We start from the raw sequence: 26,066 nt of genomic DNA on the forward strand, positions 1-26,066 counted from the left end.
TATCCTCAGGGGGGGAGCGAAGCGACGAGGGGGCAGACAACCCCCTTTTGCAACGCCAAACTCACAGGCCCCGTCATCCGCCCGCCGAGATCACCTTGAACACACAAGGGTCGGTCACCAGTTCCGGCGGCGTCAGGCACAGCCCCTGTGACACCTGCCAGGCCGCCAGCACCTTGGGCACATAGTCGCGCGTTTCGGCATAGGGGGGGATGCCGTCATTGGCCCGCACCGCGCCCTCACCGGCGTTATATGCAGCCAGCACCATCAGAGGGTCGCGGTTGAACTCTTTCAGCAGCCAGTTCAGATAGGCCACCCCGCCCTTGATGTTCTGCGCCGGATCGGTCGAATCCGCGACCCCGAACCGCGCCGCCGTGGCGGGGATCAGCTGCATCAACCCCTGCGCTCCGGCAGAGGATACCGCATCGGCGCGCCCGGCACTTTCCACCCCGATCACCGCCAGCACCAGCGCAGGCGACACATCGGTGCCGATGGTGGCCATCAGGATGTGCTTGCCGTATTTCTCGGCAATGCCCTGCATGTGCTGCAACCTCGGCGCCGTCACACCGCTGCCCCTCGGCCCTTTCGACAGCGTGGCCATCGCCAGCGGAAAACGGTCCGCCACCGCCGCCCGGCTGGTGGGCACCGTCTGCCAGAACCAGTCATAGCTTGCCGTGCGCGGCGCCACCTGCGTCAGCGCGCCGGGCGGGGCCAGCGCCGCAGCCCCCGCCACCGCCGTCACCGCATCCGGGTCCGGCGTCGGTTCGCGGGGTATCACCTTGGGGGCAAGTGCCAGCAGCCGCGCCTGCTCGACCGGGTCGATCTGCACGATCCGGCCCTTGCCCACCGCTTCGCCGACCTTGACCCGCTTGAACGAGAAGTCGCGCTCGCCGCTCAGTCCCTGCGCCATGCCCCCCAGGGGCGCGACACCCAGTCCCGCGGCCAATAATCCTGCCATGAATCGCATCGCTGCTCGATGCCTGTCTGTTGTTTTTGTTGGTGCCAGATTGGCACGACTCCGCGTTTCAGGCCATCCACTTGCACAAATCCATCCGCAAATCTGGCCAATTTGCCGCATTTGCCCGGTAGGCCCCCCGAAACGACCGCCCACGCAAAAATAAATTTGTATTATTTCAAGCGATTGCCACTGAATTTCCAGAAAAGTTCAAAAAGCCTAAAAACACCCGATCCATGCCCAGATGTTGCCACCGTTACAGATCAAAACAAGGTCATACCGAACGGAAGACGGAACGGAACAGAGGCCAGACCGACAAAAATGCCGCGCGGTGCAACCAACCAAAGCAACACGTGAAAGAGAGATCCACCATGCTGAACATGATCAAAAACTTCAAGAACGACGAATCCGGCGCAGTGACCGTTGACTGGGTCGTTCTGACCGCCGCCGTTGTGGGCCTGGGCCTGCTGGTGGTCAGCCAGCTGCGCGAACCAATTACGCAAGCGGGCGGCGCAATCGGCACCCAGCTGACCTCCGCTGCCGGTGTCGTTGCAGGCGAAGGCGAAGAATAATAGTATCAGACAAGGACAACCTTTTGTTGTCCGGTTAAGCCTCAGGGCGCAGACCGGTGACCCGGTTTGCGCTCTTTCTCGTCCTCGAAGCTGTCAATTTGCACGAGCGGGGCAAACAATCGATGAATAGGCCAACTTTACTACAAGGCGGGGCGACCACAGTGGCCGATCATAAACCACTGTTCAATCAACACGGGACCAGAGTCATGACGTTACTCCCAAACCAGCCCAGCCACAGTCCATTTCTCTGGTTTTGGAACGACGAGTCCGGTGCCGTCACAATTGACTGGGTGGTTCTGACCGCTGGTGTGGTCGGCCTGGTGCTGCTCGTCTTTACAGTCTTCACCCCCGAAGTGTTCGATGCGGCAATCACCGCGATCAACGGGGCCATGAGACAGCCGTAAGGCATACGAATTAATGAGTGGCGGAGCGGGCCTCCCACTCATCGCTGGAAAGGATTTTTGAATGCGCGGCATGTTTGGACTGGTGCTTATAGCAGGTGTGGCCCTCGCGGGCAGCGCTGTTTATTTGGCAAAGGGCTATATCGGCCAGACCCAAACGCAGCTTGAACAGGAGCGCGCGTTGCGGGCCAAGGTTGGCCCGATTGTTCAGGTCTACGTGGTAACCAAGACCAAGAATTACGGCGAAGAGCTGACCGCCGAAGATGTGCAGCTGGTCTACTGGCCGCAAAATTCCTTGCCGAAAGGCGTGTTCAGCGAAGAGGCAAAACTGTTTCCGGCCGGGGGAAAAGACCGCCGCTATATCCTGCGCCCGATGGATAGATTTGAACCCATCCTCGCCACCAAGGTCACCGAACCGGGTCAGGGGGCCGGCCTGACCGGCCAGATCGCCAAGGGCATGCGCGCCTTTGCAATCAAAGTCGACGTCGCCTCGGGGGTGTCGGGCTTTGTGCAGCCCGGCGACCGGGTCGATGTCTACTGGACCGGCGCTGTTGACGGCACCGGCGGGGAGTTGACCCGGCTGATCGAAAGCTCCACCCGGATCATCGCTGTTGACCAGCAAGCCGATGCGAATGCCGGTGCCGTTGTCGCCCGCACCGTCACCGTTCTGGCCACACCGTCGCAGGTTGCCCGTCTGGCGCAGGCGCAGGCCACCGGCCGTCTGGCCCTGTCGCTCGTCGGGTCCGGCGATGACAGCATCAGCGAAACCATCGAGGTGAACAGCCGCGAATTGCTGGACATCCAGAAGAAAGAAGTGGTGCAGATCGAAGCTGCAAAGGTCTGTACGGTGATCCAGCGCAACGGCAGCGAACGGGTCGAAGTGCCGATTCCCTGCACAAACTGACCTTGGCAACGGCTACGGGCGGCACCTTATCTGGTGGCCGCCCTTTCACTTTGGCCGATCTGTTGCGCGCTGTTGCAACTTATCCACATAAGCTTTGGCGAATAAGCGTTTGATTCTTGCAAAAAAACGGCTTTGCAGGCATCTTCGTTAAAAATACGGGCAAAAAGACCCGGAAAGAGGCGTGATCGAAAGGGCAGGTCACATGAGCATGAATATTCTTTTCAAGGCGGGCCTGATGGCCGCGGCCTTGGCCACCACAGTACTTTCGGGTGCCGTTTCGGCCGAAACGCTGCGGGTGATGCGCGGATCTGTGTCGGCACCGCTTCAGGTGCCGATGAACCGTGCCGTGGTGGTCGAAAGCGACACGCCCTTTGCCGAACTGTCCATCGCCAACCCCGGCATCGCCGATATCTCCACCCTGTCGGACCGGTCGATCTATGTGCTGGGCAAGACGCCGGGCCGGACCACGCTGACGCTTCTGGCCCCCGACGGGCGGCTGATTTCCAACGTCGATGTGCATGTCACCCCCGATATCGCCGAATTCAAGGAACGCCTGCAGCAGATTCTGCCCGGCGAGCCGATAGAGGTGCGCACCGCCAATGACGGCATCGTGCTGTCTGGTGTGGTGTCTTCCATCGCCAAACTCGACCGCGCGCTGGATCTGGCCAACCGCTACGCGCCCGAGCGCGTGTCCAATCTGATGAGCGTGGGCGGCACCCAGCAGGTGATGCTCAAGGTCCGCTTTGCCGAAATGCAACGGTCGGTTTCGAAGAACCTTGGTGTCTCACTGGCAGCACAGGGCGGCGGCCGGAACACCATCGGCGCCCAAACCGGCTCTTTGCTGGGAGGAAGCGTCACCAACCCCGTCAGCTCGGCAACCGGCAACAGTGGTGCGCTTGGCCTTGGCTTCACCGCCGGATCGGTGCAATTCGCCGTGCTGCTCGAAGCCCTGGAAACAAAAGGCGTGGTGCGCACGCTGGCCGAACCGAACTTGACCGCGCTGTCGGGACAAGAGGCGCGGTTTCTGGGCGGTGGCGAATACCCGGTTCCGGTCTCAAGCTCCGATGGCGTGACGATTCAGTATAAGCCTTTCGGGGTCGAACTGAGCTTTACGCCTACGGTTGTCGATGGTGATATTATCAACCTGCAGCTCAACGCGGCCGTGTCCTCGATTGACAACACCGTCACCATCGAAGCCGGTGGTTTTTCGATCAACGCCTTCAGACGCCGCGAGACATCTACAACTGTGGAAATGCGCGATGGCGAAAGTTTTGCCATCGCCGGTCTGTTGCAGGACGATTTCCGCAACCTGAACAACCAGTTGCCATGGATCGGCGATGTGCCGATCCTCGGCGCGCTGTTCCGCAGCTCGGATTATCAGCGCAACCAGTCGGAACTTGTGATCATCATCACCCCGCATCTGGTCACGCCGACGCGCGGCGATGTCTATGCCCTGCCAACCGATCGCGTCCGCCTGCCGACAGAACGGGAGTTCTTCCTCAACGGTTCTGTTGTCGGTTCCCAACGCGGGGCCGCAGGCGAAGTGGCGCGGCAGGATTTCAGCACCTCTTACGGCTATGTGATGGAGTAAGACCCATGCTCAGACCCTCCACAGCCCTGATTACCCTCCTGCTGGCCACGGCACTGGCATCCTGCACCGCCCAGCCCGGGTTTGACAAGCAGCTGGGGCATGAAATTGACGAGGGCGGCTATGGCTCTGTCACCCGCAACAACACCGCCATCATGTCGGGCGAAATCGATGCGACCCAGCAGCTCAACGTCCGGTTCCGGGCCGAAGTGCCCAGCACGGTCACCTTCGCCTTCAACAGCGCCCAGCTGACCCCCGAGGCGCGGCAGGTGCTGGCCCGTCAGGCCGACTGGATCCGCCAGTTCCCCGAACTGCGGTTCTCGGTCTATGGCCACACCGATCTGGTCGGCTCGAACAGCTACAATCAGACGCTTGGCAAGCGCCGCGCACAAGCTGTGGTGGCGTTCTTTGCCAGCCAGGGCATCAGCACCCACCGGCTGGAGGCTTTGGTGTCCTACGGCAAGACCCGCCCGGTCGTCGCCACCCAAGGCCCGGAAGAGGCAAACCGCCGCACCGTGACCGAAGTGGCCGGGTTCCACAAACGTCAAAGCGGGCCGCTGAACGGCAAATATGCCGAAGTGATCTTCCGCGAATATGTCGCAAGCGCTGTCCGGCCAATTCCCGAAGCCACGCGGGTCGTCACCCAGCTCAATCCGGGCAACTGATCTGCCGATAAAGACGGACGGTGCTGGTCATGGCACTGTTGCAGATGTGAAAACAGTGAAAAAAGGGGGCCAAACCGTGCCCCCTTTTTTACTGACCTAGGGTCAAGCAGCATTCCTTGCCGCTGCCCCCACCAAATATCAAAGAATCACGATCTTTTAGCCCCATTCCTGCCACCATTCTCAAGCATTCTTATGGGCAATGGAAACAGTCGCGGGCGAAGTCCCGCACGGCTTCGGGGCAGATCTGGGTTGATGTCGCATCTGAGCGAACGCCTTGCAACGGCTCCGTCTTCTGGAAGGACAAGAGGCGAGATGACGAGCGTGGCAACCCTTCAACCAGATCCCGCACCGATCAAGGCCTGCACCATTTCGCGGGACGTGCAGAATTTCGAGTTGCTGATCGACGACATGGAAAATGCCCTTGGCGAAAGCTGGGGCGATCTGTCGTTTGACGATGCCGTGCAATTCATGGGTCAGCCCGAAGCAAGCACCCTGGAATTCGTGGCCATCGCCGTCGATGCCGAAGACGAGGACGACCTGACCCGCATTGCAGAGATCATCCACAGTGCAAAGGCACAGGATATCAAGGTGATGCTGATCGCCGATCAGCTCAGCCCCATTGCCTTGCATCAGCTGCTGCGTCTGGGGGCCGATGATTTCCTGCCCTACCCGCTGCCCGACGGGGCCCTGCAAGACGCTATCGAACGCCTGCGGCAGGCCGCTGCCCCGGCCCCGGTCGCCGCCCCCCCCAGCGCTGCCCCGACCATATCACTGGTGCCTGATCCGGAACCCGAAGTGGTGGCCTCGCCAAAGTTCAAGGCCAAGGGGGACCGCGAAGGCGTGGTGCTGCCCGTCCATGGCCTTGCCGGTGGCACCGGGTCTTCGACATTTGCCGTCAACCTCGCGTGGGAGTTGGCAACCCTGTCAAAAACCGATGCGCCACGCGTCTGCCTGCTGGATTTCGATTTTCAATATGGTTCGGCAGCCACATATCTGGACTTGCCGCGCAAGGAAATCGTGTTCGAAGTGCTGTCCGACACCGCCAGCGTCGACAGCGACACTTTCCTGCAATCCATGCTTACCTTCAACGACCGCCTGCACGTCTTTACCGCCCCGGCCGATATGTTGCCGCTCGACATCATCGGACCAGAGGACATTGGCCGGATCGTCGACATGGCGGCGGCGAATTTCGACTACGTCATCATCGACATGCCCAAGACCATCGTGGTCTGGACCGAATCCATCCTGACCCGCGCGCATGTCTATTTCGCGCTGCTGGAGCTTGATCTGCGCTCGGCCCAGAACATCCTCCGCCTGATCCGCGCGCTCAAGGCCGAAGCCTTGCCGCATGAAAAGCTGCGCTACGTGCTGAACCGCGCGCCAAAGTTCACTGACCTTTCGGGCAAAAGCCGGGTCAAGCGCATGGCCGAAAGCCTTGATATCACCATCGAGCTGCAATTGCCCGATGGCAGTGTGCAGGTCACGCAGGCCAACGACCACGGCCTGCCGCTTGCCGAAACCGCGGCAAAGAATCCGCTGCGCAAGGAAATCCAGAAACTCGCCAAATCGCTGCACGACCTGAACAAGGGCGTGGAGTCTGGCAAGGCCTGATCGGGCCAAGGGGGCATACCGATGTTTTCGCGATTCAAGAAGCCCGAAACCGGCCCGGCATCCACCGGGCTGAAGCCCGTCACATCTTCGGGCCCGGTGGCCCCGACTGCCGCTGCGCCCAAGCCCATCTCCATCTCCTCGCGCCCGGTCCCTGCGGCCCCGCCGCCGAAAACCGCCGCCGAGGCGATGGCATCGGACAAGGAAAAGAAGCGCAAAGACAAGATCATGGAGCTCAAGGTTGAGCTGCACAAGCGCCTGCTGGACAACCTGAACCTGTCGGCACTGGAAAAGGCGTCCGAAGCCAGCCTGAAACTTGAAATTGCCTCGATCACTGCCGAAGCGCTGGACGAGATGAGCGTCGCCCTGAATGCGCAAGACCGGCAGATCCTGCATCAGGAACTTTACGACGAAGTCATGGGTCTTGGCCCATTGGAGGCGCTGCTGAAGGATGAGACGGTCAACGACATCCTGGTCAACGGCCCTAAGCGCATCTTTGTCGAACGCGGCGGCAAGCTGTCGCTGACAGACATCACCTTCAAGGATGAACGCCATCTGCTGCGGATCATCGACAAGATCGTGTCGGCCGTGGGCCGCCGGGTCGACGAGTCCAACCCCTATTGCGACGCGCGCCTTGCCGATGGGTCGCGCTTCAACTGCATGGTGCCGCCGGTGGCGGTGGACGGGTCGCTGGTGTCGATCCGCAAATTCAAGAAAGACAAGCTGGGCATCCCCGATCTGGTGCGCTTTGGTGCGTTTACCGAGGAAATGGCGGCCTATCTGCAGGCTGCCGTCGCCACCCGGCTGAACGTGATCGTCTCGGGCGGGACCGGGTCGGGCAAGACCACCACGCTCAACGCGCTGTCGTCCTTCATCGCCAACGACGAACGCATCCTGACCATCGAAGACACCGCCGAACTTCAGCTGCAACAGGTCCATGTGGGCCGGATGGAAAGCCGCCCGCCCAACGTCGAAGGCAAGGGCGCCGTCACGCAGCGGGACTGTCTGCGCAACGCGCTGCGGATGCGGCCTGACCGGATCATCGTGGGTGAAACCCGCGGCGAGGAAGTTATCGACATGCTGCAGGCCATGAACACCGGCCATGACGGATCAATGACCACCATCCACGCAAACTCGGCCCGCGACGGCATCAGCCGTCTGGAAAACATGATCGCCATGTCCGGCATCGAAATGCCGACCAAGGCGATGCGCAGCCAGATCTCGTCGGCTGTGAACCTGATCGTGCAGGCCAGCCGTCTGCAGGACGGGTCACGCCGCATGGTCAGCATCACCGAAATCACCGGCATGGAGGGCGAGGTGATCTCGATGCAGGAAATCTTCCGCTACGAACGCCTTGGCACTGAATCAAACGGCAAGATCATCGGGCGCTTCAACGCCACCGGCATCCGCTCGGCCTATTCCGACCGCTTCCGCCAATGGGGTTATGATCTGCCCGCGTCCATCTACGAACCGATCGCCTGAGGGGGCTGCACCATGGAAATTTCAGCAGCACCGCTGATCTACATTCTGATTTTCGTCGCGGTCGTGGTTCTGGTCGAAGGCCTGTATCTGACCGTTTTTGGCAAATCCATCAGCATGGACAGCCGCGTCAGCCGCCGGCTGGCCCTGATGCAGAAGAACGGCAACCGCGAACAGGTTCTGGAACAGCTGCGCAAGGAAATGAGCCAGCACCTGTCGTCGCGCGGTATTCCGCTGTATTCTCTGCTGGCCGACAAGGCGCAAAAGGCCAATATCGCCTTTTCCCCCAAACAGCTGATCGGCATCATGGCGCTGGTCTCGGTCTTTGCCTTTGCCGGGCTGACCGTCGGGACTGCCGTCGACACGCCGATCCGCATCGCCATCGCGGTCATCATGGGCGTGGGCGGCGTGTATTTCTGGGTCAACAAGAAGGCCAAGACCCGCATCAACAAGATGGAAGAGCAACTGGCCGAAGCGATCGAGCTGATGGTGCGGTCCTTGCGCGTCGGCCATCCATTTGCCTCGGCCATCGGGATCGTGGCGAAAGAAGTGTCTGATCCGCTTGGCACCGAATTCGGCATGATCGCGGACGAAGCCGCCTATGGTCGCAATGTCGCCGACAGTCTCAAGGCTTTTGCCGAGCGGATGGACAACCAGGATCTGCGTTTTCTGGCGGTCGCGGTTGCGATCCAGCAGCAGGCAGGCGGCAACCTCGCCGAAATTCTGGAAGGTCTGGGCAAGGTGGTGCGGGCACGCTACAAGCTGTTCCGTCGCGTCAAGGCCATCACCGCCGAAGCGAAATGGTCAGGCACGTTCCTCTCCGCCTTCCCGCTGGCGGCTCTGGTCGCCATCAACATGCTTGACCCGAATTACTACGCAGATGTCAAAGATACACCGGCCTTCGTGCCGGCTGGCATCTTTGTCGGCGTGATGCTGACCATCAACGTCTTTTACATGAAAATCATGACGACGATCAAAGTCTAGGGGCAGGCCATGGAAATCTTCAGTCAAATCAACACGCTGCTGACCGATCTTCTGGGTCCGATGGGGCCGCTGCTGGCCCTTGGCGGTGTCGGGCTTTTGCTGATCATCGTGGCCCTGCCCACGATGCTGCAAAAGAAGAAAGACCCGCTGGACAACATCCGCGCCCTGCGCACCGGCAAGGCGGTGGACACCGTCGAAAAGCTGCGCCGGGGCGGTCCGTCCAAGGCCGACAAGCTGGAGCGGTTTGCCACCTACCTTGAACCGCAAACCGCCGAGGAACTGTCCGCCACCCGCATGAAATTGCTGCGCGCGGGTTACCGCGGCAAAGGTGCCGTGCGGGTGTTCCACTTTTCACAATTCGCCCTGGGCCTTGGCATTCTGGTGCTGGGCTTGCTTTACACCCTGCTCAAATCGACACAGACCGAGCTGACCACCCAGACGATGGTGCTGTATACCATCCTGCCTGCCGCCGTCGGCTATTATGCGCCAGTCTACTGGGTCACCCGCCGCATTGCCGAGCGGCAGCAGCAGATCACCGAAGGCTTTCCCGACGCGCTTGACATGATGCTGGTTTGTGTCGAGGCCGGGCAGTCGCTGGATCAATCGATCATCCGCGTCGGAAATGAGGCCCGCAATGGCTATCCCGCGCTGGCCGAGGAATTTGAAACCGTCGCGCAAGAGGTCAAGGCCGGCAAGGAACGTATCGCCGTTCTGCGTGACATGTCCGAGCGCGTCGGTCTGTCCGACATTACCTCTTTCGTGACCACCCTGATCCAGTCTGCCAGCTTCGGCACCTCGATCGCCGATGCGCTGCGGGTCTATTCGGCGGAAATGCGCGACAAACGCATCATGCGTGCCGAAGAAAAGGCCAACACCATCCCCACCAAGCTGACGTTGGGAACAATGCTCTTCACCCTGCCACCGCTTCTGGTTATCCTGATCGGGCCGTCTTTGGCGGGCTTTGCCGGCAAGATGGGGGGTGGAGGTTGATATTTCGCGCATCCGTGTTCTTGCCAGCCCCGCGCTGGCGCTGACCCTTGCCCTCGCCGCCTGTGGCACAACAGGCGGCGGTGGTCTGTTTGGTGCGCGCGATGTGGGCTACGGGGTCAATCCGGATGAGGAGTCAATCGACGGGCTGATCGTCGGCCACCGCCTGATGGCCGCTTCGGAATACGATCTGGCGCTCCGGGCCTATCTGCGGGCCGCCGGTCAACAGGGCTTTACGGCCGATGTCCTGTCGGCCCTTGGCTCTGCCAACCTGCACCTTGGCCGGTTGAACCAGTCCGAAGACCTGTTGCGCAAAGCCGTGATCGAGGACCCGAACTTCGTCCCCGCGCTGAACAACCTTGGCGTCGTGTTGATGGAACGCGGCAATTACGGCGAGGCGCGGCTGTTCTTCCAACGTGCATTCGCGGCAGATAGTGGCCAAACAGACATGATCCGCGAAAACCTGATGCGTGCCATCGCAAAAAGTGAAGATGCCGTGTATGTTGAGCCCGAGGAAACATCACGGTTCACCCTCGTTCGGCGCGGATACAGCACCTATGAGCTGTTGTCCGAGTTGTAACGCGGGCCAAGGGCCGGAGCAGTCAAAGAGGACGCATAAATGCGCCGACCGATCGTTGTGGCACTGTGCCTTTCGGGCGCGGTCGCCCTGAGTGCATGCCAAAGATCTCCCGATGCCGAAGTGCAACGCGCGTTGAAAGACGTGAACGTCATCGACGAATCCAACCTGTCCGACATCATGCTGACCGTGGGCGACCCCGAAGAAGCCGTGTCCTACTTCCAGCGCACCGCCGACCAGAACCCTGACCGGATCGACCTGAAACGCGGGCTTGGCAAATCGTTGGTCCGTGCCGGCCGCCCGGCCGAGGCGGCAGTCGCCTGGCGCACCGTCACCGCCCATCCGCAGGCCACCAACGAAGATCGCGTGTGGCTGGCCGACGCCCTGATCCGCGCCAATGAATGGCCCGCCGCCGAGGCAGAGCTGAACAAGGTGCCGCCCACCCATGAAACCTTTGAACGCTACCGGCTGGAAGCGATGATCGCCGACAGCAAGAAGAACTGGGCCAAGGCCGACAGCTTTTATGAAATCGCCGCCGGGCTGACAACCAAGCCGTCAGGCGTACTGAACAACTGGGGCTTTTCCAAGCTGACCCGGGGCGATGCACCGGGGGCCGAGCGGCTGTTCGTGCAGGCCCTGACCTTTGACCCCAACACCTTCACCACCAAGAACAATCTGGTGCTGGCCCGCGGTGCGCAGCGCAAATACGAACTGCCCGTGGTGAAGATGAGCCAAGCCGAAAAAGCCGAGCTTCTATACACCATGGCGCTGACCGCCATCAAGCAGGGCGATGTCAGCACCGGGCGGCAGTTGCTGCGCGAAGCGGTGGAGACCCATCCGCAGCATTTTGAAACCGCCGCCCGCGCGCTGGCAGCCCTTGAGGCATAAGGCATGTTTCCGACCCTTGCCCCGCTGACGCCCGGTGCCGCCATCGCCTTTCTGCCCTTTGCCCTTTTCATCGGGGGGTGGGTGGCATGGTCAGACATGAAACTTATGAAGATCCCCAACAAGACCATGATCGCTCTGCTGGCGGTCTGGCTGGTGGTGGGCTTGGCGGCAGTCTTTCTGACCGGGTTCCCGCTGCAATCCTGGGCCTGGGGCTGGGTGCTGGCCATCATCACACTGGTGATCGGCTTTCTGGCCAATGCCTTGCGTCTGGTCGGCGGCGGCGACGCCAAGTTTGCCACTGCCATGGCCCCGTTCTTTGTGGCGGCAGACTGGCGCTATGTTTTCATCCTTGCCGCAAGCTGCCTGATCGGTGCCTTCATCGTGCACCGCATCATCCGCCGCATCGGCTTTGTGCGCCGCGCCACGCCCGATTGGGTCAGCTGGACCAGCCGTGACTTCCCCATGGGCCTCGCCCTTGCCGGGACACTGATTTTCCATCTTTTGCTCACAATTCCGGGCGCATTCTAGGGCAGGCTTCGGCCAAAGCGGCGGTTGCCACGCAGTCCGCCGCTCCCCGTCCTTTGAACCTGAGTGTCTGCGCATGAACATGCCGATCACCCCGCCCATGAATACCTCGACTGTGACCGCGCCGCCCACGCCAAAAACGCTGGCCCAGACCGGTTTGTCGCTGGTGATGATGCGGGACATCCTGCTCAAGACCATCTTTAGGATGAACATCGACCTGGTGTCCGACATCAGCCGCGTCATCGCCCTGTCGCCGCCCCTGACGCAGGAACTTGTCGATATCGCGCGTGGCCAGAAACTGCTGGAGGCGACGGGTACGCTGCACGCCACCTCCGGCAATGAAATGGGCTATCAATTGACCGACAGCGGCAAGGCCCGCGCGCTGGATGCCCTGTCACAATCCGAGTATTACGGCGCGCTGCCGGTGCCGCTGGCCACCTATGCCGAACAGATGAAACGCCAGTCGGTGCGCGATATCCGCCTGACCCGCGACCAGCTGATGGCGGCCATGGGTCACCTGATCCTGCCGCCAGACCTGCTCGGCAACCTTGGCCCCGCCATCACGTCCGGCAGGTCGATCCTGCTCTATGGCCCGCCCGGCAACGGGAAATCCTCGATCTCGAACGGCATCCGCGCCGCCATGGGCGACAAGATCTATATCCCGCGCGCCATCGAATATTCCGGGCAGGTCATCACCGTCTATGACCCCATCGTGCATTCAGCAGCCGAGGAATCGGTCGATGACCCCAATGCCCTGCGCCGCTCCTCGGGCCGGTTCGACACCCGCTATGTCTATTGCGAACGCCCGACCGTGATCACCGGGGGCGAACTGACGCTCGACATGCTGGATCTGAAATACAACCCCGTCGCCCGTACCTATCAGGCCCCCCTGCAGCTCAAGGCGTCGGGCGGAATCTTCATCGTCGACGACCTTGGCCGTCAGGCAGAACCGCCGCAAAAGCTGGTCAACCGCTGGATCGTGCCCTTGGAAGAGGCGCGCGATATCCTGTCGCTGCAGTCGGGTGAAAAGTTCACCGTGCCGTTCGACACGCTGGTGATCTTTTCCACCAACTTCCACCCGAACGAGATTTTCGACGGGGCCGCCCTGCGCCGGATCTTCTTCAAGATCAAGGTCGATGGCCCTAATCAGGAAATGTTCCTGAAAATCTTCGCCATGGTCGCGCGCAAGAAAAAGATGGCGCTGGACGAGGCCACCTTGCTGCACCTGCTCAAGACCAAGTACCCGACCATCGAGAACAACTTCGCCAATTATCAGCCGACCTTCCTGATCGACCAGATGATCGCGATCTGCGAGTTCGAGGGCATCCCCTATCAGATGCGCCCCGATCTGGTTGACCGGGCCTGGGGCAACATGTTCGTGCGCGACGAAAAGATCGCGAAGTAGCGGTTCAGAACCGCCGCACCCCCTGCTCGGTCACGATCATGTCCAGCGGCTGATCGGTGGCGTCAATCGGCACCGCGTCCACCTCTTGCGCGGCAAAGGCAAAGCCCACCGCCAGCACCGGGCCGCGCGCCCGCAACCCCTCCAGTGTGCGGTCATAAAACCCGCCGCCGTAGCCCAGCCGGTACCCCCGCGCATCAAAGGCCAGCAGCGGCACGATGAGCACCGCAGGCTCCAGCCAGCCGCCTTCCTGCGGGATCAGCGCGCCGAAGTCTCCCGCCACCATTGCACTTCCCGGCGACCATTCGCGAAACCGCAGGGCTTGTGCGGGGCCAATGATCACCGGCACCCCGACCGGCCCCTGATGTGCCGCCATTGCGGGCAGCGGGTCAATCTCGGTCCGCATCGGCATGTAACCGGCCAGTGCCAAGCCCCGGTGCGCAGCCAGCACATCGGCCAGCAATTCCGCCGCCTGCCCCTGCCCCGCCGCAAAAGCCGCCTTGCGCGCGGCAAAGGCCACCTGCCGCGCTGCCGCCTTCACAGCAGGATCCACGACGCCAACCCTAGAAAGGCAAAGAACCCAACCACATCCGTCACCGTCGTCACGAACGGGCCAGAGGCCAGCGCCGGGTCCACGCCTGCGCGCTCCAGCGCCATCGGAATCGCGATGCCGCCAAAGGCCGCCGCGATCAGCGTCAGCACCATGGCCAGCCCGATCACAACCGCCAGCATCGGCACCCCGAACCAGACCCCGGCCACCAGCGCCATCAACACACCGAATACCGCGCCGTTGATCGCCCCCACCGCCACCTCGCGCCTTATCACCCGTGCCGCGTTGCGCGGGGTCAGATCGCGCGTGGCCAGCGCCCGCACCGCCACCGTCATCGACTGGGTGCCGGCATTGCCGCCCATGCTTGCCACGATCGGCATCAGGACAGCCAAGGCCACCATCTGCTCGATCGTCTCGGCAAAGGCGCTGATCACCACCGACGCAAGGATCGCCGTCAGCAGGTTCACAAACAGCCACAGCGCCCGGCCCTTTGTCGCCTCCCACACCGTATCGGCCAGCGTCGCCTCGTCATCCACACCGGCCATACGCAACATGTCTTCCTGATGTTCCTCATCCAGCACGTTCATCGCGTCATCAATCGTGATCACACCCACGAGCCGCCCATGCCTGTCGACCACCGGGCAAGAGATCAGGTGGTACTGGTTGAACAGATAGGCCACATCCGCCTCGGGCTCGTTTGCTTCGATGATGCGGAAACTGTCCTCGACAATGGATTTCAGCGTCACATCCCGCCGCGCCGACAGCATCCGCCCCAGCGTCACGTAAGACACCGGCTTCATCCGCGGATCGACAAGGATCACGTGGTAGAACTGGTCCGGCAGCCAGTCGACGCTGCGCATATGGTCAATCATCTCGCCCACGGTCCAGTGCTCGGGCGCTGTCACCACCTCGCGCTGCATCAGGCGCCCGGCGGAATACTCCGGATAGGCCAGCGCCTGCTCCACCGCCACCCGGTCCGCCTGATCCAGCGTCGACAGGATCGCCTCCTGCGCAGGCTCCTCCAGATCCTCAAGGATATCGACCACATCGTCGGTATCCAGATCGCGCATCGCCTCGGCCACCACCTCTGGCGGCAAGGATTCGATCACCTCTTCGCGGATCGAATCCGAGATTTCGGACAGAATGTCGCCGTCAATCTCGCCCGACCACATCGCCAGCAGATTGCGGCGCTGTTCGCCGCTGATCTGTTCCAGCAAGTCGGCCACATCGGCCGCATGCAGCGGCTCCAGCAGCCGGGTCAGCTCGGCTGTGTTGCCAGCCTCGACCGCGTCCAAAATCCGGGCCACGCGGCGCGTGTCCAATGCGGTGTCGTCATCCGTGCGCGCGTCATCTGCCATGCCAACCCCATCCGATTACCCCAACACTAGCGAAAGCTGTTTCCGGCAAACAGGGGGCAGGTCACAAATTTACCCAAAGCGGGAAAGACGATAGGGTGCCCTCAACCAAAGAGGATAACCGATGACCGATCTGTTGCTGGGCCAGGTGCTGCACTTCACCGCCGATCCTTTCGACCATGGCACAACCGCCGCCAAGGTGGATGAGGCGCTGGTGATCGACGGCGGAAAGATCATTGCCGTCGGCTCCGCAGATGCGCTGCGCCGCGCCCATCCGCAGGCCCGAGTGACCGATTACGGCACGGCCCTGATCAGTGCCGGCTTTGTCGATGCCCATGTGCACTACCCGCAAACCGCCATCATCGCCTCCTGGGGAAAGCGGCTGATCGACTGGCTGAACAGCTATACCTTCCCCGAGGAAATGCGCTTTTCGAACCTACCTTACGCTCAGGAGGTGGCAAACCGCTACTTCGACCTGACCATTTCGAACGGAACCACCTCGGTCTGCTCGTACTGCACCATCCACCCCGAAAGCGTCGATGCCTTCTTTACCGCCGCCGCCATCCGTAACCAGCGCGTCTGGGCCGGCAAGACCTGCATGGACCGCAACGCGCCCGAGCCCTTACGCGACACGCCGCAATCCGCCTATGACGACAGCAAGCGCCTGCTGAACAAATGGCACGCCCAAGGCCGCGCGTCCTACGTCATCACGCCCCGCTTCTCGCCCACGTCAACCCCCGAACAGCTTCACGCTCTTGGCGCGCTGTGGGGCGAGCATCCGGATTGCCTGATGCAAACCCACCTGTCGGAACAAACCGATGAAATCGCCTGGGTCAAAGAGCTGTTCCCGCAGTCGCGCGACTATCTTGATACCTACGAATCCCACGGCCTGCTGCGCGAAGGTGCCATCTATGGCCATGCCATCCACCTGACCGAACGGGAAAAATCCCGGCTAAAGGAAGCCGGAGCCAGCCTGATCCACTGCCCCACCTCCAACACCTTCATCGGGTCTGGCCTGTTCGACATGGGGGGGCTGAAAGCCGCAGGTCAACGCATCGGCCTTGCCACCGACACCGGCGGCGGCTCGTCGTTTTCCATGCTGCGCACCATGGCGGCAGCCTATGAGGTCGGCCAACTGGCCGGCCGCGCCCTGCACCCGGCAGAGCTGTGGTGGCTGGCCACGCAGGGCTCTGCCCGCGCCCTGCAAGCCGATCACCAGATCGGCAACATCGGGCCAGGGATGGAGGCAGATCTGGTGGTGGTCGATCTCGCCTCTACCCCTGCCATCGAACAGGCGGCCCGGCGCGCAGATGACATCTGGCAGAGCATTTTCCCGACCATCATGATGGGCGACGACCGCGCCATCCGCGCCACATGGGTGGCAGGGGTTTGCGTTCACGGGGCCTGAAACAGGGCAGGCCCCGAAAACTCCGAGGGCCGAAACCGCTCAGTCGAAGCCGAATTCCCAGCCATCGGGCAGAAAATCATAGGCGACGCCGATCTCGCTCACCTTGCGCTCTTCCTCCCACAAAATCTCGGGGGTGATGCGCAGCGGGGTCTTGGTGGTCACGATCAGCGTGTCTTCGTCCTGATCGCGCTGGGTCGAAAATCCCTTGGCCTGCAAGGCTTTTTCGCACACCTTCCAGTTCGCCTCATCGCTTTCCGCCAGCAGATAGAATTCCACCAGCGACATCTGCGGCAAGGTCGCGCCGCCCTTTTTCATCTCGGCGAAACTGTCAAAGGTCTCGCGCTTCTGCGCTTCGAAATCATGTGCCATGTCAGCCCCTCAGCTTGTGCGCCAAAGCGGTCTGCCGCTCGACGATCAGGGGAAGGTCTACCGTAACCATCTGCCCGCCCGCAACCACCCTGCGCCCGTCGACAAACAGATCACGCACCCGCCCCGGCCCGCACAAGACCAGCGCCGCCACCGGGTCCCATGATCCTGCCGACTCGATCCCCGAAATATCCCAGATCGCCACATCCGCCCGCTTGCCGGGCTGCAAAGACCCGCAGTCGGGTTGCCCCAGCACCTGCGCCCCGCCCAGCGTGGCAATCTCCAGCGCCTCGCGTGCGCTCATCGCATCGGCCCCGCGTGCCACCCGCTGCAGCAGCAGCGCCTGCCGCGCTTCGCCAATCAGATTGCCCGCGTCATTGCTGGCCGACCCGTCCACGCCCAACCCCAACGGCACCCCGGCATCCCGCATCGCCCGCACCGGCGCGATGCCAGACCCCAACCGGCAGTTGGAGCATGGGCAATGCGCCACCCCGGTGCGCGTGCGCGCGAAAAGGTCGATCTCCGCGCCATCCAGCTTCACACAATGCGCATGCCAGACATCGGGGCCGGTCCAGCCCAGATCTTCGGCATATTGCCCGGGCCGAACGCCGAACTTCGCCAGCGAATAGGCGATATCTTCGTCATTCTCCGCCAGATGGGTGTGCAGCATCACCCCTTTGTCACGCGCGAGCAGTGCCGCCTCGCGCATCAGATCCCGGCTCACCGAAAAGGGCGAGCAAGGTGCCAGCCCCACCCGCACCATCGCCCCCTCGGCAGGGTCATGGAACGCATCGACCACCCGGATCATATCTTCCAGAATATCCGCCTCGCGCTCCACCAGCGCATCGGGTGGCAGGCCTCCATCCGACACGCCGATGCTCATGGCCCCCCGCGTCGGGTGAAACCGCAGGCCTATGGTGCGCGCCGCCTCAATCGTATCCTCCAGCCGCGCGCCGTTGGGGTAAAGATAAAGGTGGTCTGATGACAGGCTGCACCCGGTCAGCGCCAGTTCCGCCAAACCCACCTGTGCCGACACAAACATCTCCTCGGGCCCGAACCGTGCCCAGATCGGGTACAGCGTCTGCAGCCAGCCGAACAACAGCGCATCCTGCCCGCCCGGCACCGCCCGCGTCAGGGTCTGATACAGGTGGTGATGGGTGTTCACCAACCCCGGCGTCACCACACAGTCGCGCGCCTCCACCACCTCGGCCCCCGGTGCCTCCAGCCCCGGCCCCACGGCGGCAATCACGCCTCCACGCAACAACACATCCGCCCCCGCCAGCTCACGGCGGGTTGCATCCATCGTCACCACGACATCGGCGTTTCTGATCAGAATTTCACGCAAGACAGGTTCCTCCGCCCCTTCGGTGGAACCTATGGCGGGCCGACAGAAGGGGAAAGGACTCGGTCACCGCTCGGAAACCCTAGCAAAACCCGTCCAAAGAACGCAAGCCGCCCATTTTTCCGTCGACAAATATCCTCGGGGTCAGGGGCCAGACAGCCCCCTGTCAACCGTTCAGCAGCGCAAGTGCCTCGGCATGCACGGCCCGGTTCGCTGCCGCCAGCACCTGCCCGCCCTGATGGCATGCATTGCCCTGCCAGTCGGTCACCACGCCCCCCGCTGCCTCGATCACCGCGATCGGGGCCTGCACGTCATAGGCCTGCAACCCGGCCTCGATCACCAGATCGACCTGGCCCGCCGCCAGCAGCGCATAGCCATAGCAATCCATGCCATAGCGCACCAGCCGCACCCGGTCTGCCACCCGGCGAAACGCTGCGTGCTCTGCCACTGTGCCCACTTCGGGAAAGGTCGACAGCAGGATCGCCTCTGCCAACGGCCGCGCGGCGCGGCATTCCAGCGCAAACTCCCCCGACGGTCCGACCGTCCGCGCCAGGCCAAAGCCGCCCTCAAACCGTTCACGGATAAACGGCTGGTCGATCAGCCCATAAACCGGCCCGCTGTCATCCGCGACCGAGATCAGCACCCCCCAGATCGGCGTGCCCGACAGATAGCCGCGCGTGCCGTCAATCGGGTCCAGCACCCAGGTCAGCCCCGATGTGCCGGCAAGTGCCCCGTATTCTTCGCCCAGCACCGCGTCTTGCGGGCGCCGCTGCGCCAGAATGGCGCGCATCCGCTCTTCCGCCAGCCGGTCTGCCACCGTCACCGGGTCAAACCGCGCGGTTTCCTTGCTGTCGGCCAGCAACCCGGGCTTGCGGAAATGCAAAAGCGTCGCCTCCCGTGCGGCATCGGCCAGCGCATGGGCGGTCGCCATCAATTCGGCACGGGTTTCAAATGTCAGGTTCGCGGTCAGCTCTGCCATGGTTTTCCCCTGCGGCAGGGGTCATCCACACCCCAGCCCTAAGCAGCGCTAGCGCCGCCCGGGGCCGGGGTCAAGATCACCTGGCCTGGACAGACCCTGTCAGGGCAAGGGGTAGGGGCCACAAATCGCCCGGCCTTCAGGCGGCTTCGCTCAGCACACGGGCCAGATCGAACAACCGGCGGCGCTGCGCTTCGGGGATGGCGTAATAGGAGCGCACCAGGTCCAATGCTTCCTTGTCGGCAAGAAAATCACTGGGCGCGGCCGTCACCGGCGCATCACCATCCGCCGCCAGCCCGTCAAAAAAGAACGCAATCTGAACGCCCAGCGTTTCCGCGATATCCCAAAGGCGGGATGCGCTGACCCGGTTCATGCCGGTTTCATACTTCTGGATCTGCTGGAATTTGATCCCGACCTTGTCCGCGAGTTGCTGCTGGGTCATCCCCACCATCCAACGGCGATGGCGGATCCGCTTCCCAACATGAGCGTCGACTGGGTGTTTCATCTAAATCTCCGAACCTGTAAGTCCCCTACGTTAACATAAGCCACTCTCATGCCAAAGTAAGGATATTTCCCATATTGGTGAGATTCTTACACAGTCGCTCAGTTCTGACAGGGATTATGCAGGATCAATTCCACAACTGACCAAAACTTCCCCAGCCTTACCTTTGGAAGAATCAGCCGGGGGAACACTCGCGCGCAGCGTGTTTTGCATTTTCATTCGCATTTCGCAACATATTCGCAAATCAATCACACCGCCAACCGGCCATGGCCCGACGGATCAGATTTCTCCCGCCGCTGCCCCCGCCTCAGACCCGACCCCGCGCCGCATTTTCCGGCATCCCTTCGGTATGCCCTCTGGCTCTGCTTCCGACCCCGCACTAAGCTGCGCTCAAAACCACAGGATACCCCGCATGCGCGCCTGGCAGATCGACAGCCTTTCCACCCCCGCCCGCCTGATCACCCTGCCCCTCCCGGTTCCGGCGGCGGGGCAGGCGCTGGTGCGTATCCATGCCTGCGCGCTGAACTTCGCCGATCTGCTGATGGTGGAGGGCAAGTATCAGTCCAAGCCCCCCCTGCCCTTCACCCCCGGCCTTGAACTGGCGGGTGAGGTGGTTGCGCTGGGACCCGACACGGCGGGCCCTGCCCCCGGCACCCGCGTTGCCTGCTACGCCGGGCACGGCGGGCTGGCGGAGTATGGGACCTTTCCCACTGACAGGCTGATCCCGATCCCCGATGCCCTGCCTTACACACATGCATCGGCCTTTCTGATCGCCTATGGTACCTCGCATCTGGCGCTCTGGCACAAGGCCCGGCTGCAACCAGGAGAGACGCTGCTGGTCACCGGGGCTGCAGGCGGTGTCGGGCTGACAGCGGTCGAGGTGGGCAAGCGCATGGGGGCGCGCGTCATCGCAACCGCACGCGGGGCGGAAAAGCTGGCCGTGGCCCGCGCTGCCGGGGCCGACCATCTGATCGACAGCGATGCGCCCGATCTGAAAGACCAGCTCAAGACCCTTGGCGGCGTTGACGTGATCTATGACACCGTCGGCGGCGCAGGCTTTGACGCCGCCCTACGCGCTACCCGGCCCGATGGCCGCATCCTGTGCATCGGCTTTGCCGGGGGTGACGTCCCCAAACCCGCCGCCAATATCCTCCTCGTCAAGAACGTCACCGTCATCGGCTTCTGGTGGGGCGCCTACATCGACTTCGCCCCGCATCTGGTCACGCAAAGCCTGTCCACCCTGATGGGCTGGTACACACAAGGCGGCCTGCGCCCCCACATCTCCCACCATCTGCCGCTGGCGTCCCTGCCCGAAGGGCTGGCCCTCCTGCGCGACCGCAAGGCAACGGGCAAGGTGGTGGTGCAGATCGCGTGAGCCCACCATGGTTGATTGGAGCCCATATCCACCGTCAAGCGATGTGGTAAGCTCGTCATATGTGCGCAACCCGACATTGTTTCTGCAACGTGACTCTGGATGACCATGATCTGCTCAAGACATGGCAATCAACCCCTCATGTCCAGGAGTGGTGGGGCGCACAAAAACCCTTTGACGAAGAGGATCTCGCGGATCCCCGGGTCGCACGCTGGATCGTATCCTATGCAAAACGCCCCTTTGCGTTCATGCAGGACTACACGGTTCACGGATGGGATGATCACCATTTTGCTCATCTTCCTAAGGGCGCAAGGGGAATCGACCAATATATCGGAGACCCCGGGATGATCGGTGCTGGGCACGGTTCAGCCTTTATCAGCGCTAGAATGCAGGTGCTTTTTGATGAGGGCGCACCTGTGATCGCGACCGATCCACATCCTGAGAACCACCGCGCGATAGCAGTTTACAGGAAGCTGGGCTTTGAACCCTTCGGCCCCCCACAAGAGACTCGGTGGGGTCTGATCGTTCCTATGTTGGCGAAGCGGTAGGCGGCGCGCGATGATCGGCAGCTTTGTCCGCAAAGCTCCCCCTCACCCCACCGCCCGCACCACGCCCCGCGCCTGATAGGCGCGCTGAATCATCGCCGCCATCTCCAGCACCGCCGGGCTGTGCGCCGGGTCTGCGACATACAGGTTCACCTTCATCCGTTTCAGGTCAGGCAAGGCTCCGCCATGGCTGATCCGCTCCACATAGGGCGGCTCTGACCCGGCCAGCACGGTGTGCACGGCAAGGTCAGCGCTTACACTGGCCTCGATCGTGCGGGTGCTGTCGCTTTCCACCGCCATCTGCCAGGGCACTCCGGCCTTGTCCAAGGCCGCCTGCACCCCTTGCCGGAAAATACAGTTGTGCTCATAAGCCAGCTTCAAGGGCCGCCCCTTCCACGCAACACCCCCCGGCGCGCCGACCCAGACCAGCGGCAACTCGGCCAGCGTCACCCCACCCGGGTCCACCGTGTCTTCGGTGGTCAGGATGATGTCGCACTCCCCCCGCCCGAACTGCGCCTTGAGCACACGGGTAAAGGACGAAATCAGCGACACCTTCATCCGTGGAAACGTCCGCGCAAAATGCTGCAGCACCTGCGGGATCACCGGATAGACGATGTCATGCGGCACCCCCAGCACCACTTCGCCCTCATGCGGGTCACGGGTCAGCCGCCCCATCACCTCGTCGTTCAGGGCCAGCATCCGCCGCGCATAGCCCAGCAATTGCTCTCCCGCCGCCGTCAGCGCCACCTGCCGGCCCGACCGGTCCAGCACATCAACGCCCAGCATGTCCTCCAGCCGCTTGATCTGCATCGACACCGCTGATTGCGTCAGGTTCAGAAAGCCCGAGGCCCGTGTCACCCCACCGGCATCGGCCACCGCCACAAAAGACCGCAAGGCGGTCAGGTCCAGATTGCGCGCCATATCACAAATCCTGATGCGAGAGTTCAAAAGCATTCACTTTCCTAATGTCCGCGATTCGACTATTTCAAGCAAGCGATTTGAAGACGGCTTCCGCCCGCTCGCATTTGATGATGACCCTGAAAGGAAAGACCATGTTTGCCTCGCTCCACACCGCCACGCTCGCCACCCGGCGCGTGCAGACGGCTGGCAGCGCCCCGCGCCTTTGGACGCTCGTGCGCTCGGCCCTTGCCGCGCACCGCCAGCGCCAGTTTCTCGCCCGGCTCGATGACCGCACCCTCGCCGATATCGGCCTCACCCGCGATCAGGCCGTGTCCGAAGCGCAGCGCCCGATGTGGGACATTCCGGCCAACTGGAACGGCCGCATTCTGGCCTGAAACCCGCATGACACCGGCCCGATGCAGGCCATACCGGCCTGCATCGCGGAAATGTCAGAGTTTAAGCAGTGCGCCGGTCCGGAAATCCTTGAAATCAGCCGCAACCTTCCCGATATTGTGACTATAAATCTTGTGCGGACAAACCGCGCAGGGCACGGGGTAATTTTTCGGAGGCTTTCACATGGCTGACTATACAACGATCCGTACAGCCGGCGCAGGTGCACGCGCCGCTCAGATCGACGAGGGCCTTCGCGCCCATATGAACAAGGTTTACGGGCTGATGTCCGTCGGCATGGTGCTGACGGGTGGCGTGGCCTGGGCTGTCGGCACCAATGACGCGATGCTCGGGGCCATCTTCGGCACGCCGCTGAAATGGGTCGTGATGTTCGCGCCGCTGATCATGGTCTTTGCCTTCAGCGCGATGATCAACAAGCTGTCAGCAGCCGCCGCACAACTGTTCTTCTACACCTTCGCCGCGCTGATGGGCTTGTCGATCAGCTTCATCTTTGCCGTCTACACCGGCGTGTCGATCGCGCAGACCTTCTTCGCCACCGCCATCGCCTTCGCCAGCCTGTCGCTTTATGGCTACACCACGAAGCGTGATCTGTCGGGCATGGGGACCTTCCTGATGATGGGCCTGATCGGCCTGATCGTCGCCTCGATCGTCAACATCTTCATGGGCTCGTCCGCGCTGCAATTCGCCATCTCCGTGATCGGCATCCTGATCTTTGCAGGTCTTACCGCCTATGACACGCAAAGCATCAAGAACGAATATGTGCAGCATGCGGCGTCGATGGACGAAGAATGGCTCGGCAAGTCGGCCATCATGGGCGCACTGCGGCTGTATCTCGACTTCATCAACATGTTCATGTTCCTGCTGTCGTTCATGGGCAACCGCGAATAACGTTTTGGGTTCAGAACCATGACAGGGCCGCCTTCGGGCGGCCCTTTTGTTTTGGCCCGCCTTGCGCAATGCTGCCGCAAAGGAACACCCGCCATGCCCCACTTCCCCCTCGACCAGGCCCTGACCGACAGCGCTGACGGAGCGGAGTCCGCCACCGGCCCCTACCGCGCGCTGCTTCTGTCCGACACCGGCGGCCTGACCAAGTTCGGGGCCTTTATCGAGATCCTGCCCCCCCGGCTCTGCCTCCTCGATCAAACACTGGCACGCGCATGAGGATGAGATGATCCACGTGCTGGCGGGCGAGGTCACATTGGTTGAAGGCGACAGCACCACCCTCCTGCACCCCGGCGACACCGCCACTTTCAAGGCAGGCACAGCCCTCGGCCACTGCCTGCAAAACCACTCGGCGGCAGAGGCGCGCTATCTGGTGATCGGCACCCGTGGCCCGTCGGATGTGATCACCTACCCCGACCACGACCGCGTGCTGCATGTCACCCGCAGCCCGGTGCAGCGCCGCTACACCGATCTGCAAGGCAAGCCCGCAGACTCGCCCTACCGCAAACCAGACTGATCACCAAAGCCGCGCACGAACCGCCGCACCTGCCGCCGCGAGGTCAACCGCACCAGCCGCTTCCCTTCCGGAGCGCTGTCCCACAGCCGTTGAACCCCCGCACGCGCGGTTTGCCGTGTGCGCCAGATAAACCGCCAGAACGGCAGCGTCTCGCGGTGAAAATCGAGGCCTCCCCCGCCTCGACCGCGTGACACAGCAGGGTCTTCTCGTCGCGCTGCCGCTCGCGGCAGCGCGGCATCCAGTGGATATGATCGACATGCACCACCGGCAACCCGGTCACCTTGCCCAGCCCCCGCGCCAGCGTCGACTTGCCGGACCCCGGCTGCCCGACGATCATGACGCGCTGCATGATAAACGCCTTAGCGACACATGCAAAAGACCGCCCGAAGGCGGCCGTTTACGGTAAGGTAGCAGGATCAGATCACCTCCGGACCTGCCGCAAGATCCTACTTGATCTTGCCTTCTTTGTACTCGACATGTTCCCGCTTAACGGGGTCGTATTTACGGACCGTCATCTTTTCGGTCATGGTCCGGGCATTCTTTTTGGTGACATAGAAATGCCCGGTGCCAGCCGTCGAGTTCAGACGGATCTTGATCGTCGCCGGTTTGGCCATAGTCGTCTCTCCTGCATCGGGGAAACACCGTTGCCCCGCGAAATCCTTGAAGCCCGCCTTTTACCCGTGCGCACCGCAGAGTCAACAGCCAAACGCCGCGCGGGTTGATCTTATTGAGCGCGCTGTGCGCGCAAGCGGTTTTCTCGCCTCTGCGGCAAGCCGCAACCGGCTCGGACGACGCCTCCGGCGGGGATATTTAGAAACAGATGATGGGCATTCATCTGTTCTTAAATATCCTGGGGGTGAGGCGAAGCCGAGGGGGCAAAGCCCCCTGGCACCACTGACAAACATTGCGCGGATGGCCTGTAAGCCGGATTCTGTCCAAGGCTTTCGCCTCTGGATGACCATTCCTCTGCCGCACCTGTTACCAGATGCAGTCAAGCTGCCAACCCGGGCCTCTGGGCTGAAGCGTCCCTGTGGAGGTCTCTGCTGGCGCCGCGGGCTTGCACCTTTGGCAGTCGCAGACCTTTCCACACAAGGCCCCTATTCGGCATTGCTCCGGGTGGGGCTTGCCGTGCCGGTCCTGTTGCCAGTCCCGCGGTGGGCTTTTACCCCACCGTTTCACCTGTTCCCTGCCACGCAAGAGGCGAACCTCTCAAACAACAGGGAAGTCTCTTCTCTGTGGCGCTTTCCCTGGGGTTGCCCCCGCCGGGGGTTACCCGGCACCCTTGCTTCATGGAGTCCGGACTTTCCTCGAAGGGTCTCCCCCTCGCGGTCATCCAGCCATCCGCGCG

29 protein-coding genes, 1 other RNA gene and 1 pseudogene are annotated in these 26,066 nt (G+C 62.3%); 20 read left to right on the top strand and 11 right to left on the bottom strand.

Annotated elements, in window-relative coordinates; translation table 11 throughout:
- Positions 1-73: 73 nt before the first annotated feature.
- Complete coding sequence (locus EEB11_RS05795) at positions 74-964, bottom strand: lytic transglycosylase domain-containing protein (protein ID WP_135429475.1); 891 nt, start codon at positions 962-964, stop codon at positions 74-76.
- A 359-nt stretch (positions 965-1,323) separates the two neighbouring features.
- Here EEB11_RS05795 and EEB11_RS05800 point away from each other — a divergent pair, with 359 nt between their 5' ends.
- The 13 genes and pseudogenes from EEB11_RS05800 to EEB11_RS05860 all read left to right on the top strand — a co-directional run bounded on the left by EEB11_RS05800 (position 1,324) and on the right by EEB11_RS05860 (position 13,535).
- Positions 1,324-1,524 carry a Flp family type IVb pilin gene (locus EEB11_RS05800; protein WP_135429476.1) on the top strand — a complete coding sequence of 67 codons (201 nt, stop codon included), beginning with the start codon at positions 1,324-1,326 and terminating at the stop codon, positions 1,522-1,524.
- Between the two features lie 56 nt (positions 1,525-1,580).
- Positions 1,581-1,928 carry a Flp family type IVb pilin gene (locus EEB11_RS19925; protein WP_135429477.1) on the top strand — a complete coding sequence of 116 codons (348 nt, stop codon included), beginning with the start codon at positions 1,581-1,583 and terminating at the stop codon, positions 1,926-1,928.
- A gap of 61 nt (positions 1,929-1,989) precedes the next feature.
- On the top strand, positions 1,990-2,829 hold the full coding sequence (gene cpaB / locus EEB11_RS05810; RefSeq protein ID WP_135429478.1) for a Flp pilus assembly protein CpaB: 840 nt from the start codon (positions 1,990-1,992) through the stop codon (positions 2,827-2,829).
- A gap of 202 nt (positions 2,830-3,031) precedes the next feature.
- Positions 3,032-4,420, top strand: coding sequence for a type II and III secretion system protein family protein (locus EEB11_RS05815; RefSeq protein ID WP_135429479.1), 1,389 nt, complete (start codon positions 3,032-3,034; stop codon positions 4,418-4,420).
- A 5-nt stretch (positions 4,421-4,425) separates the two neighbouring features.
- A complete protein-coding gene (locus tag EEB11_RS05820; protein WP_135429480.1) occupies positions 4,426-5,082 on the top strand; it encodes an OmpA family protein in 657 nt (218 codons plus the stop codon).
- Positions 5,083-5,394: 312 nt separating this feature from the next.
- Positions 5,395-6,693: a CpaE/TadZ family protein gene (locus EEB11_RS05825; protein WP_135429481.1), complete on the top strand. Its 1,299-nt coding sequence runs from the start codon at positions 5,395-5,397 to the stop codon at positions 6,691-6,693.
- A gap of 21 nt (positions 6,694-6,714) precedes the next feature.
- Positions 6,715-8,172 (top strand): TadA family conjugal transfer-associated ATPase, encoded by a 1,458-nt coding sequence (locus EEB11_RS05830; RefSeq protein WP_135429482.1) that lies wholly within the window; start codon positions 6,715-6,717, stop codon positions 8,170-8,172.
- A 12-nt stretch (positions 8,173-8,184) separates the two neighbouring features.
- A complete protein-coding gene (locus tag EEB11_RS05835; RefSeq protein WP_135429483.1) occupies positions 8,185-9,153 on the top strand; it encodes a type II secretion system F family protein in 969 nt (322 codons plus the stop codon).
- 9 nt (positions 9,154-9,162) lie between these two features.
- Complete coding sequence (locus EEB11_RS05840; protein ID WP_135429484.1) at positions 9,163-10,143, top strand: type II secretion system F family protein; 981 nt, start codon at positions 9,163-9,165, stop codon at positions 10,141-10,143.
- 85 nt (positions 10,144-10,228) lie between these two features.
- Positions 10,229-10,720, top strand: coding sequence for a tetratricopeptide repeat protein (locus EEB11_RS05845; protein ID WP_245298798.1), 492 nt, complete (start codon positions 10,229-10,231; stop codon positions 10,718-10,720).
- A gap of 39 nt (positions 10,721-10,759) precedes the next feature.
- A complete protein-coding gene (locus EEB11_RS05850; RefSeq protein WP_135429485.1) occupies positions 10,760-11,605 on the top strand; it encodes a tetratricopeptide repeat protein in 846 nt (281 codons plus the stop codon).
- 45 nt (positions 11,606-11,650) lie between these two features.
- Positions 11,651-12,133, top strand: a pseudogene (locus tag EEB11_RS05855) (prepilin peptidase); the annotation flags it as partial.
- Positions 12,134-12,206: 73 nt separating this feature from the next.
- Positions 12,207-13,535, top strand: a complete 1,329-nt coding sequence (locus EEB11_RS05860; protein ID WP_210134381.1) for a DUF8689 domain-containing protein — start codon at positions 12,207-12,209, stop codon at positions 13,533-13,535.
- 4 nt (positions 13,536-13,539) lie between these two features.
- On the opposite strand, the gene EEB11_RS05865 is transcribed toward EEB11_RS05860, so the two are convergent.
- Both EEB11_RS05865 and mgtE read right to left on the bottom strand, forming a co-directional pair.
- On the bottom strand, positions 13,540-14,085 hold the full coding sequence (locus EEB11_RS05865; RefSeq protein ID WP_135429487.1) for a 5-formyltetrahydrofolate cyclo-ligase: 546 nt from the start codon (positions 14,083-14,085) through the stop codon (positions 13,540-13,542).
- Positions 14,070-15,440 carry a magnesium transporter gene (gene mgtE, locus EEB11_RS05870; protein ID WP_135429488.1) on the bottom strand — a complete coding sequence of 457 codons (1,371 nt, stop codon included), beginning with the start codon at positions 15,438-15,440 and terminating at the stop codon, positions 14,070-14,072. Before mgtE ends, EEB11_RS05865 begins: the two co-directional genes overlap by 16 nt.
- 121 nt (positions 15,441-15,561) lie before the next feature.
- Between mgtE and guaD the strand changes: the two genes are divergently transcribed.
- Positions 15,562-16,845, top strand: a complete 1,284-nt coding sequence (gene guaD / locus EEB11_RS05875; protein ID WP_135429489.1) for a guanine deaminase — start codon at positions 15,562-15,564, stop codon at positions 16,843-16,845.
- A 39-nt stretch (positions 16,846-16,884) separates the two neighbouring features.
- Here guaD and EEB11_RS05880 read toward each other — a convergent pair whose 3' ends face one another.
- The 4 genes from EEB11_RS05880 to EEB11_RS05895 form a co-directional block, all read right to left on the bottom strand.
- A complete protein-coding gene (locus tag EEB11_RS05880) occupies positions 16,885-17,214 on the bottom strand; it encodes a ribonuclease E inhibitor RraB (RefSeq protein ID WP_135429490.1) in 330 nt (109 codons plus the stop codon).
- Position 17,215: 1 nt separating this feature from the next.
- On the bottom strand, positions 17,216-18,556 hold the full coding sequence (locus EEB11_RS05885) for an 8-oxoguanine deaminase (RefSeq protein WP_135429491.1): 1,341 nt from the start codon (positions 18,554-18,556) through the stop codon (positions 17,216-17,218).
- Positions 18,557-18,719: 163 nt separating this feature from the next.
- Positions 18,720-19,532: an inositol monophosphatase family protein gene (locus EEB11_RS05890; protein ID WP_135429492.1), complete on the bottom strand. Its 813-nt coding sequence runs from the start codon at positions 19,530-19,532 to the stop codon at positions 18,720-18,722.
- A 136-nt stretch (positions 19,533-19,668) separates the two neighbouring features.
- A complete protein-coding gene (locus EEB11_RS05895) occupies positions 19,669-20,034 on the bottom strand; it encodes a helix-turn-helix domain-containing protein (RefSeq protein WP_135429493.1) in 366 nt (121 codons plus the stop codon).
- Between the two features lie 409 nt (positions 20,035-20,443).
- Here EEB11_RS05895 and EEB11_RS05900 point away from each other — a divergent pair, with 409 nt between their 5' ends.
- Entirely contained in the window at positions 20,444-21,406 is a 963-nt protein-coding gene (locus EEB11_RS05900; protein ID WP_135429494.1) for an NADPH:quinone oxidoreductase family protein, read from the top strand.
- A gap of 89 nt (positions 21,407-21,495) precedes the next feature.
- Complete coding sequence (locus tag EEB11_RS05905; protein ID WP_245298781.1) at positions 21,496-21,951, top strand: GNAT family N-acetyltransferase; 456 nt, start codon at positions 21,496-21,498, stop codon at positions 21,949-21,951.
- A 42-nt stretch (positions 21,952-21,993) separates the two neighbouring features.
- Here EEB11_RS05905 and EEB11_RS05910 read toward each other — a convergent pair whose 3' ends face one another.
- Positions 21,994-22,869, bottom strand: coding sequence for a LysR family transcriptional regulator (locus EEB11_RS05910; protein WP_135429496.1), 876 nt, complete (start codon positions 22,867-22,869; stop codon positions 21,994-21,996).
- A gap of 131 nt (positions 22,870-23,000) precedes the next feature.
- Here EEB11_RS05910 and EEB11_RS05915 point away from each other — a divergent pair, with 131 nt between their 5' ends.
- The 4 genes from EEB11_RS05915 (at position 23,001) to EEB11_RS19935 (ending at position 24,718) form a co-directional block, all read left to right on the top strand.
- Positions 23,001-23,243: a DUF1127 domain-containing protein gene (locus tag EEB11_RS05915; RefSeq protein ID WP_135429497.1), complete on the top strand. Its 243-nt coding sequence runs from the start codon at positions 23,001-23,003 to the stop codon at positions 23,241-23,243.
- 181 nt (positions 23,244-23,424) lie between these two features.
- Positions 23,425-24,147 carry a Bax inhibitor-1/YccA family protein gene (locus tag EEB11_RS05920; protein ID WP_135429498.1) on the top strand — a complete coding sequence of 241 codons (723 nt, stop codon included), beginning with the start codon at positions 23,425-23,427 and terminating at the stop codon, positions 24,145-24,147.
- Between the two features lie 93 nt (positions 24,148-24,240).
- Positions 24,241-24,420, top strand: coding sequence for a hypothetical protein (locus EEB11_RS19930; RefSeq protein ID WP_245298782.1), 180 nt, complete (start codon positions 24,241-24,243; stop codon positions 24,418-24,420).
- A 7-nt stretch (positions 24,421-24,427) separates the two neighbouring features.
- Entirely contained in the window at positions 24,428-24,718 is a 291-nt protein-coding gene (locus EEB11_RS19935) for a cupin domain-containing protein (protein WP_245298783.1), read from the top strand.
- 43 nt (positions 24,719-24,761) lie between these two features.
- Here the strand turns inward: EEB11_RS19935 and EEB11_RS05930 are convergent, their stop codons facing one another.
- The 3 genes from EEB11_RS05930 to rnpB all read right to left on the bottom strand — a co-directional run bounded on the left by EEB11_RS05930 (position 24,762) and on the right by rnpB (position 26,063).
- On the bottom strand, positions 24,762-25,067 hold the full coding sequence (locus EEB11_RS05930; RefSeq protein WP_245298784.1) for a P-loop NTPase family protein: 306 nt from the start codon (positions 25,065-25,067) through the stop codon (positions 24,762-24,764).
- A 97-nt stretch (positions 25,068-25,164) separates the two neighbouring features.
- Complete coding sequence (rpmG, locus tag EEB11_RS05935; RefSeq protein WP_100197186.1) at positions 25,165-25,332, bottom strand: 50S ribosomal protein L33; 168 nt, start codon at positions 25,330-25,332, stop codon at positions 25,165-25,167.
- Between the two features lie 290 nt (positions 25,333-25,622).
- An RNA gene (gene rnpB / locus EEB11_RS05940) (RNase P RNA component class A) lies at positions 25,623-26,063 on the bottom strand.
- Positions 26,064-26,066 lie beyond the last annotated feature (3 nt).

This window comes from Pseudotabrizicola sediminis (assembly GCF_004745575.1).
Lineage (GTDB): Bacteria > Pseudomonadota > Alphaproteobacteria > Rhodobacterales > Rhodobacteraceae > Pseudotabrizicola > Pseudotabrizicola sediminis.

What these genes read in the sequence shown, in the direction of transcription:
- EEB11_RS05795 (WP_135429475.1), bottom strand. Translation starts at nt 964, where the DNA reads ATGCGATTCATGGCAGGATTATTGGCCGCGGGACTGGGTGTCGCGCCC.
- EEB11_RS05800 (WP_135429476.1), top strand. Translation starts at nt 1,324, where the DNA reads ATGCTGAACATGATCAAAAACTTCAAGAACGACGAATCCGGCGCAGTG.
- cpaB (WP_135429478.1), top strand. Translation starts at nt 1,990, where the DNA reads ATGCGCGGCATGTTTGGACTGGTGCTTATAGCAGGTGTGGCCCTCGCG.
- EEB11_RS05815 (WP_135429479.1), top strand. Translation starts at nt 3,032, where the DNA reads ATGAGCATGAATATTCTTTTCAAGGCGGGCCTGATGGCCGCGGCCTTG.
- EEB11_RS05820 (WP_135429480.1), top strand. Translation starts at nt 4,426, where the DNA reads ATGCTCAGACCCTCCACAGCCCTGATTACCCTCCTGCTGGCCACGGCA.
- EEB11_RS05825 (WP_135429481.1), top strand. Translation starts at nt 5,395, where the DNA reads ATGACGAGCGTGGCAACCCTTCAACCAGATCCCGCACCGATCAAGGCC.
- EEB11_RS05830 (WP_135429482.1), top strand. Translation starts at nt 6,715, where the DNA reads ATGTTTTCGCGATTCAAGAAGCCCGAAACCGGCCCGGCATCCACCGGG.
- EEB11_RS05835 (WP_135429483.1), top strand. Translation starts at nt 8,185, where the DNA reads ATGGAAATTTCAGCAGCACCGCTGATCTACATTCTGATTTTCGTCGCG.
- EEB11_RS05840 (WP_135429484.1), top strand. Translation starts at nt 9,163, where the DNA reads ATGGAAATCTTCAGTCAAATCAACACGCTGCTGACCGATCTTCTGGGT.
- EEB11_RS05850 (WP_135429485.1), top strand. Translation starts at nt 10,760, where the DNA reads ATGCGCCGACCGATCGTTGTGGCACTGTGCCTTTCGGGCGCGGTCGCC.
- EEB11_RS05860 (WP_210134381.1), top strand. Translation starts at nt 12,207, where the DNA reads ATGAACATGCCGATCACCCCGCCCATGAATACCTCGACTGTGACCGCG.
- mgtE (WP_135429488.1), bottom strand. Translation starts at nt 15,440, where the DNA reads ATGGCAGATGACGCGCGCACGGATGACGACACCGCATTGGACACGCGC.
- guaD (WP_135429489.1), top strand. Translation starts at nt 15,562, where the DNA reads ATGACCGATCTGTTGCTGGGCCAGGTGCTGCACTTCACCGCCGATCCT.
- EEB11_RS05880 (WP_135429490.1), bottom strand. Translation starts at nt 17,214, where the DNA reads ATGGCACATGATTTCGAAGCGCAGAAGCGCGAGACCTTTGACAGTTTC.
- EEB11_RS05890 (WP_135429492.1), bottom strand. Translation starts at nt 19,532, where the DNA reads ATGGCAGAGCTGACCGCGAACCTGACATTTGAAACCCGTGCCGAATTG.
- EEB11_RS05895 (WP_135429493.1), bottom strand. Translation starts at nt 20,034, where the DNA reads ATGAAACACCCAGTCGACGCTCATGTTGGGAAGCGGATCCGCCATCGC.
- EEB11_RS05900 (WP_135429494.1), top strand. Translation starts at nt 20,444, where the DNA reads ATGCGCGCCTGGCAGATCGACAGCCTTTCCACCCCCGCCCGCCTGATC.
- EEB11_RS05910 (WP_135429496.1), bottom strand. Translation starts at nt 22,869, where the DNA reads ATGGCGCGCAATCTGGACCTGACCGCCTTGCGGTCTTTTGTGGCGGTG.
- EEB11_RS05915 (WP_135429497.1), top strand. Translation starts at nt 23,001, where the DNA reads ATGTTTGCCTCGCTCCACACCGCCACGCTCGCCACCCGGCGCGTGCAG.
- EEB11_RS05920 (WP_135429498.1), top strand. Translation starts at nt 23,425, where the DNA reads ATGGCTGACTATACAACGATCCGTACAGCCGGCGCAGGTGCACGCGCC.
- EEB11_RS19930 (WP_245298782.1), top strand. Translation starts at nt 24,241, where the DNA reads ATGCCCCACTTCCCCCTCGACCAGGCCCTGACCGACAGCGCTGACGGA.
- EEB11_RS19935 (WP_245298783.1), top strand. Translation starts at nt 24,428, where the DNA reads ATGATCCACGTGCTGGCGGGCGAGGTCACATTGGTTGAAGGCGACAGC.
- EEB11_RS05930 (WP_245298784.1), bottom strand. Translation starts at nt 25,067, where the DNA reads ATGCAGCGCGTCATGATCGTCGGGCAGCCGGGGTCCGGCAAGTCGACG.
- rpmG (WP_100197186.1), bottom strand. Translation starts at nt 25,332, where the DNA reads ATGGCCAAACCGGCGACGATCAAGATCCGTCTGAACTCGACGGCTGGC.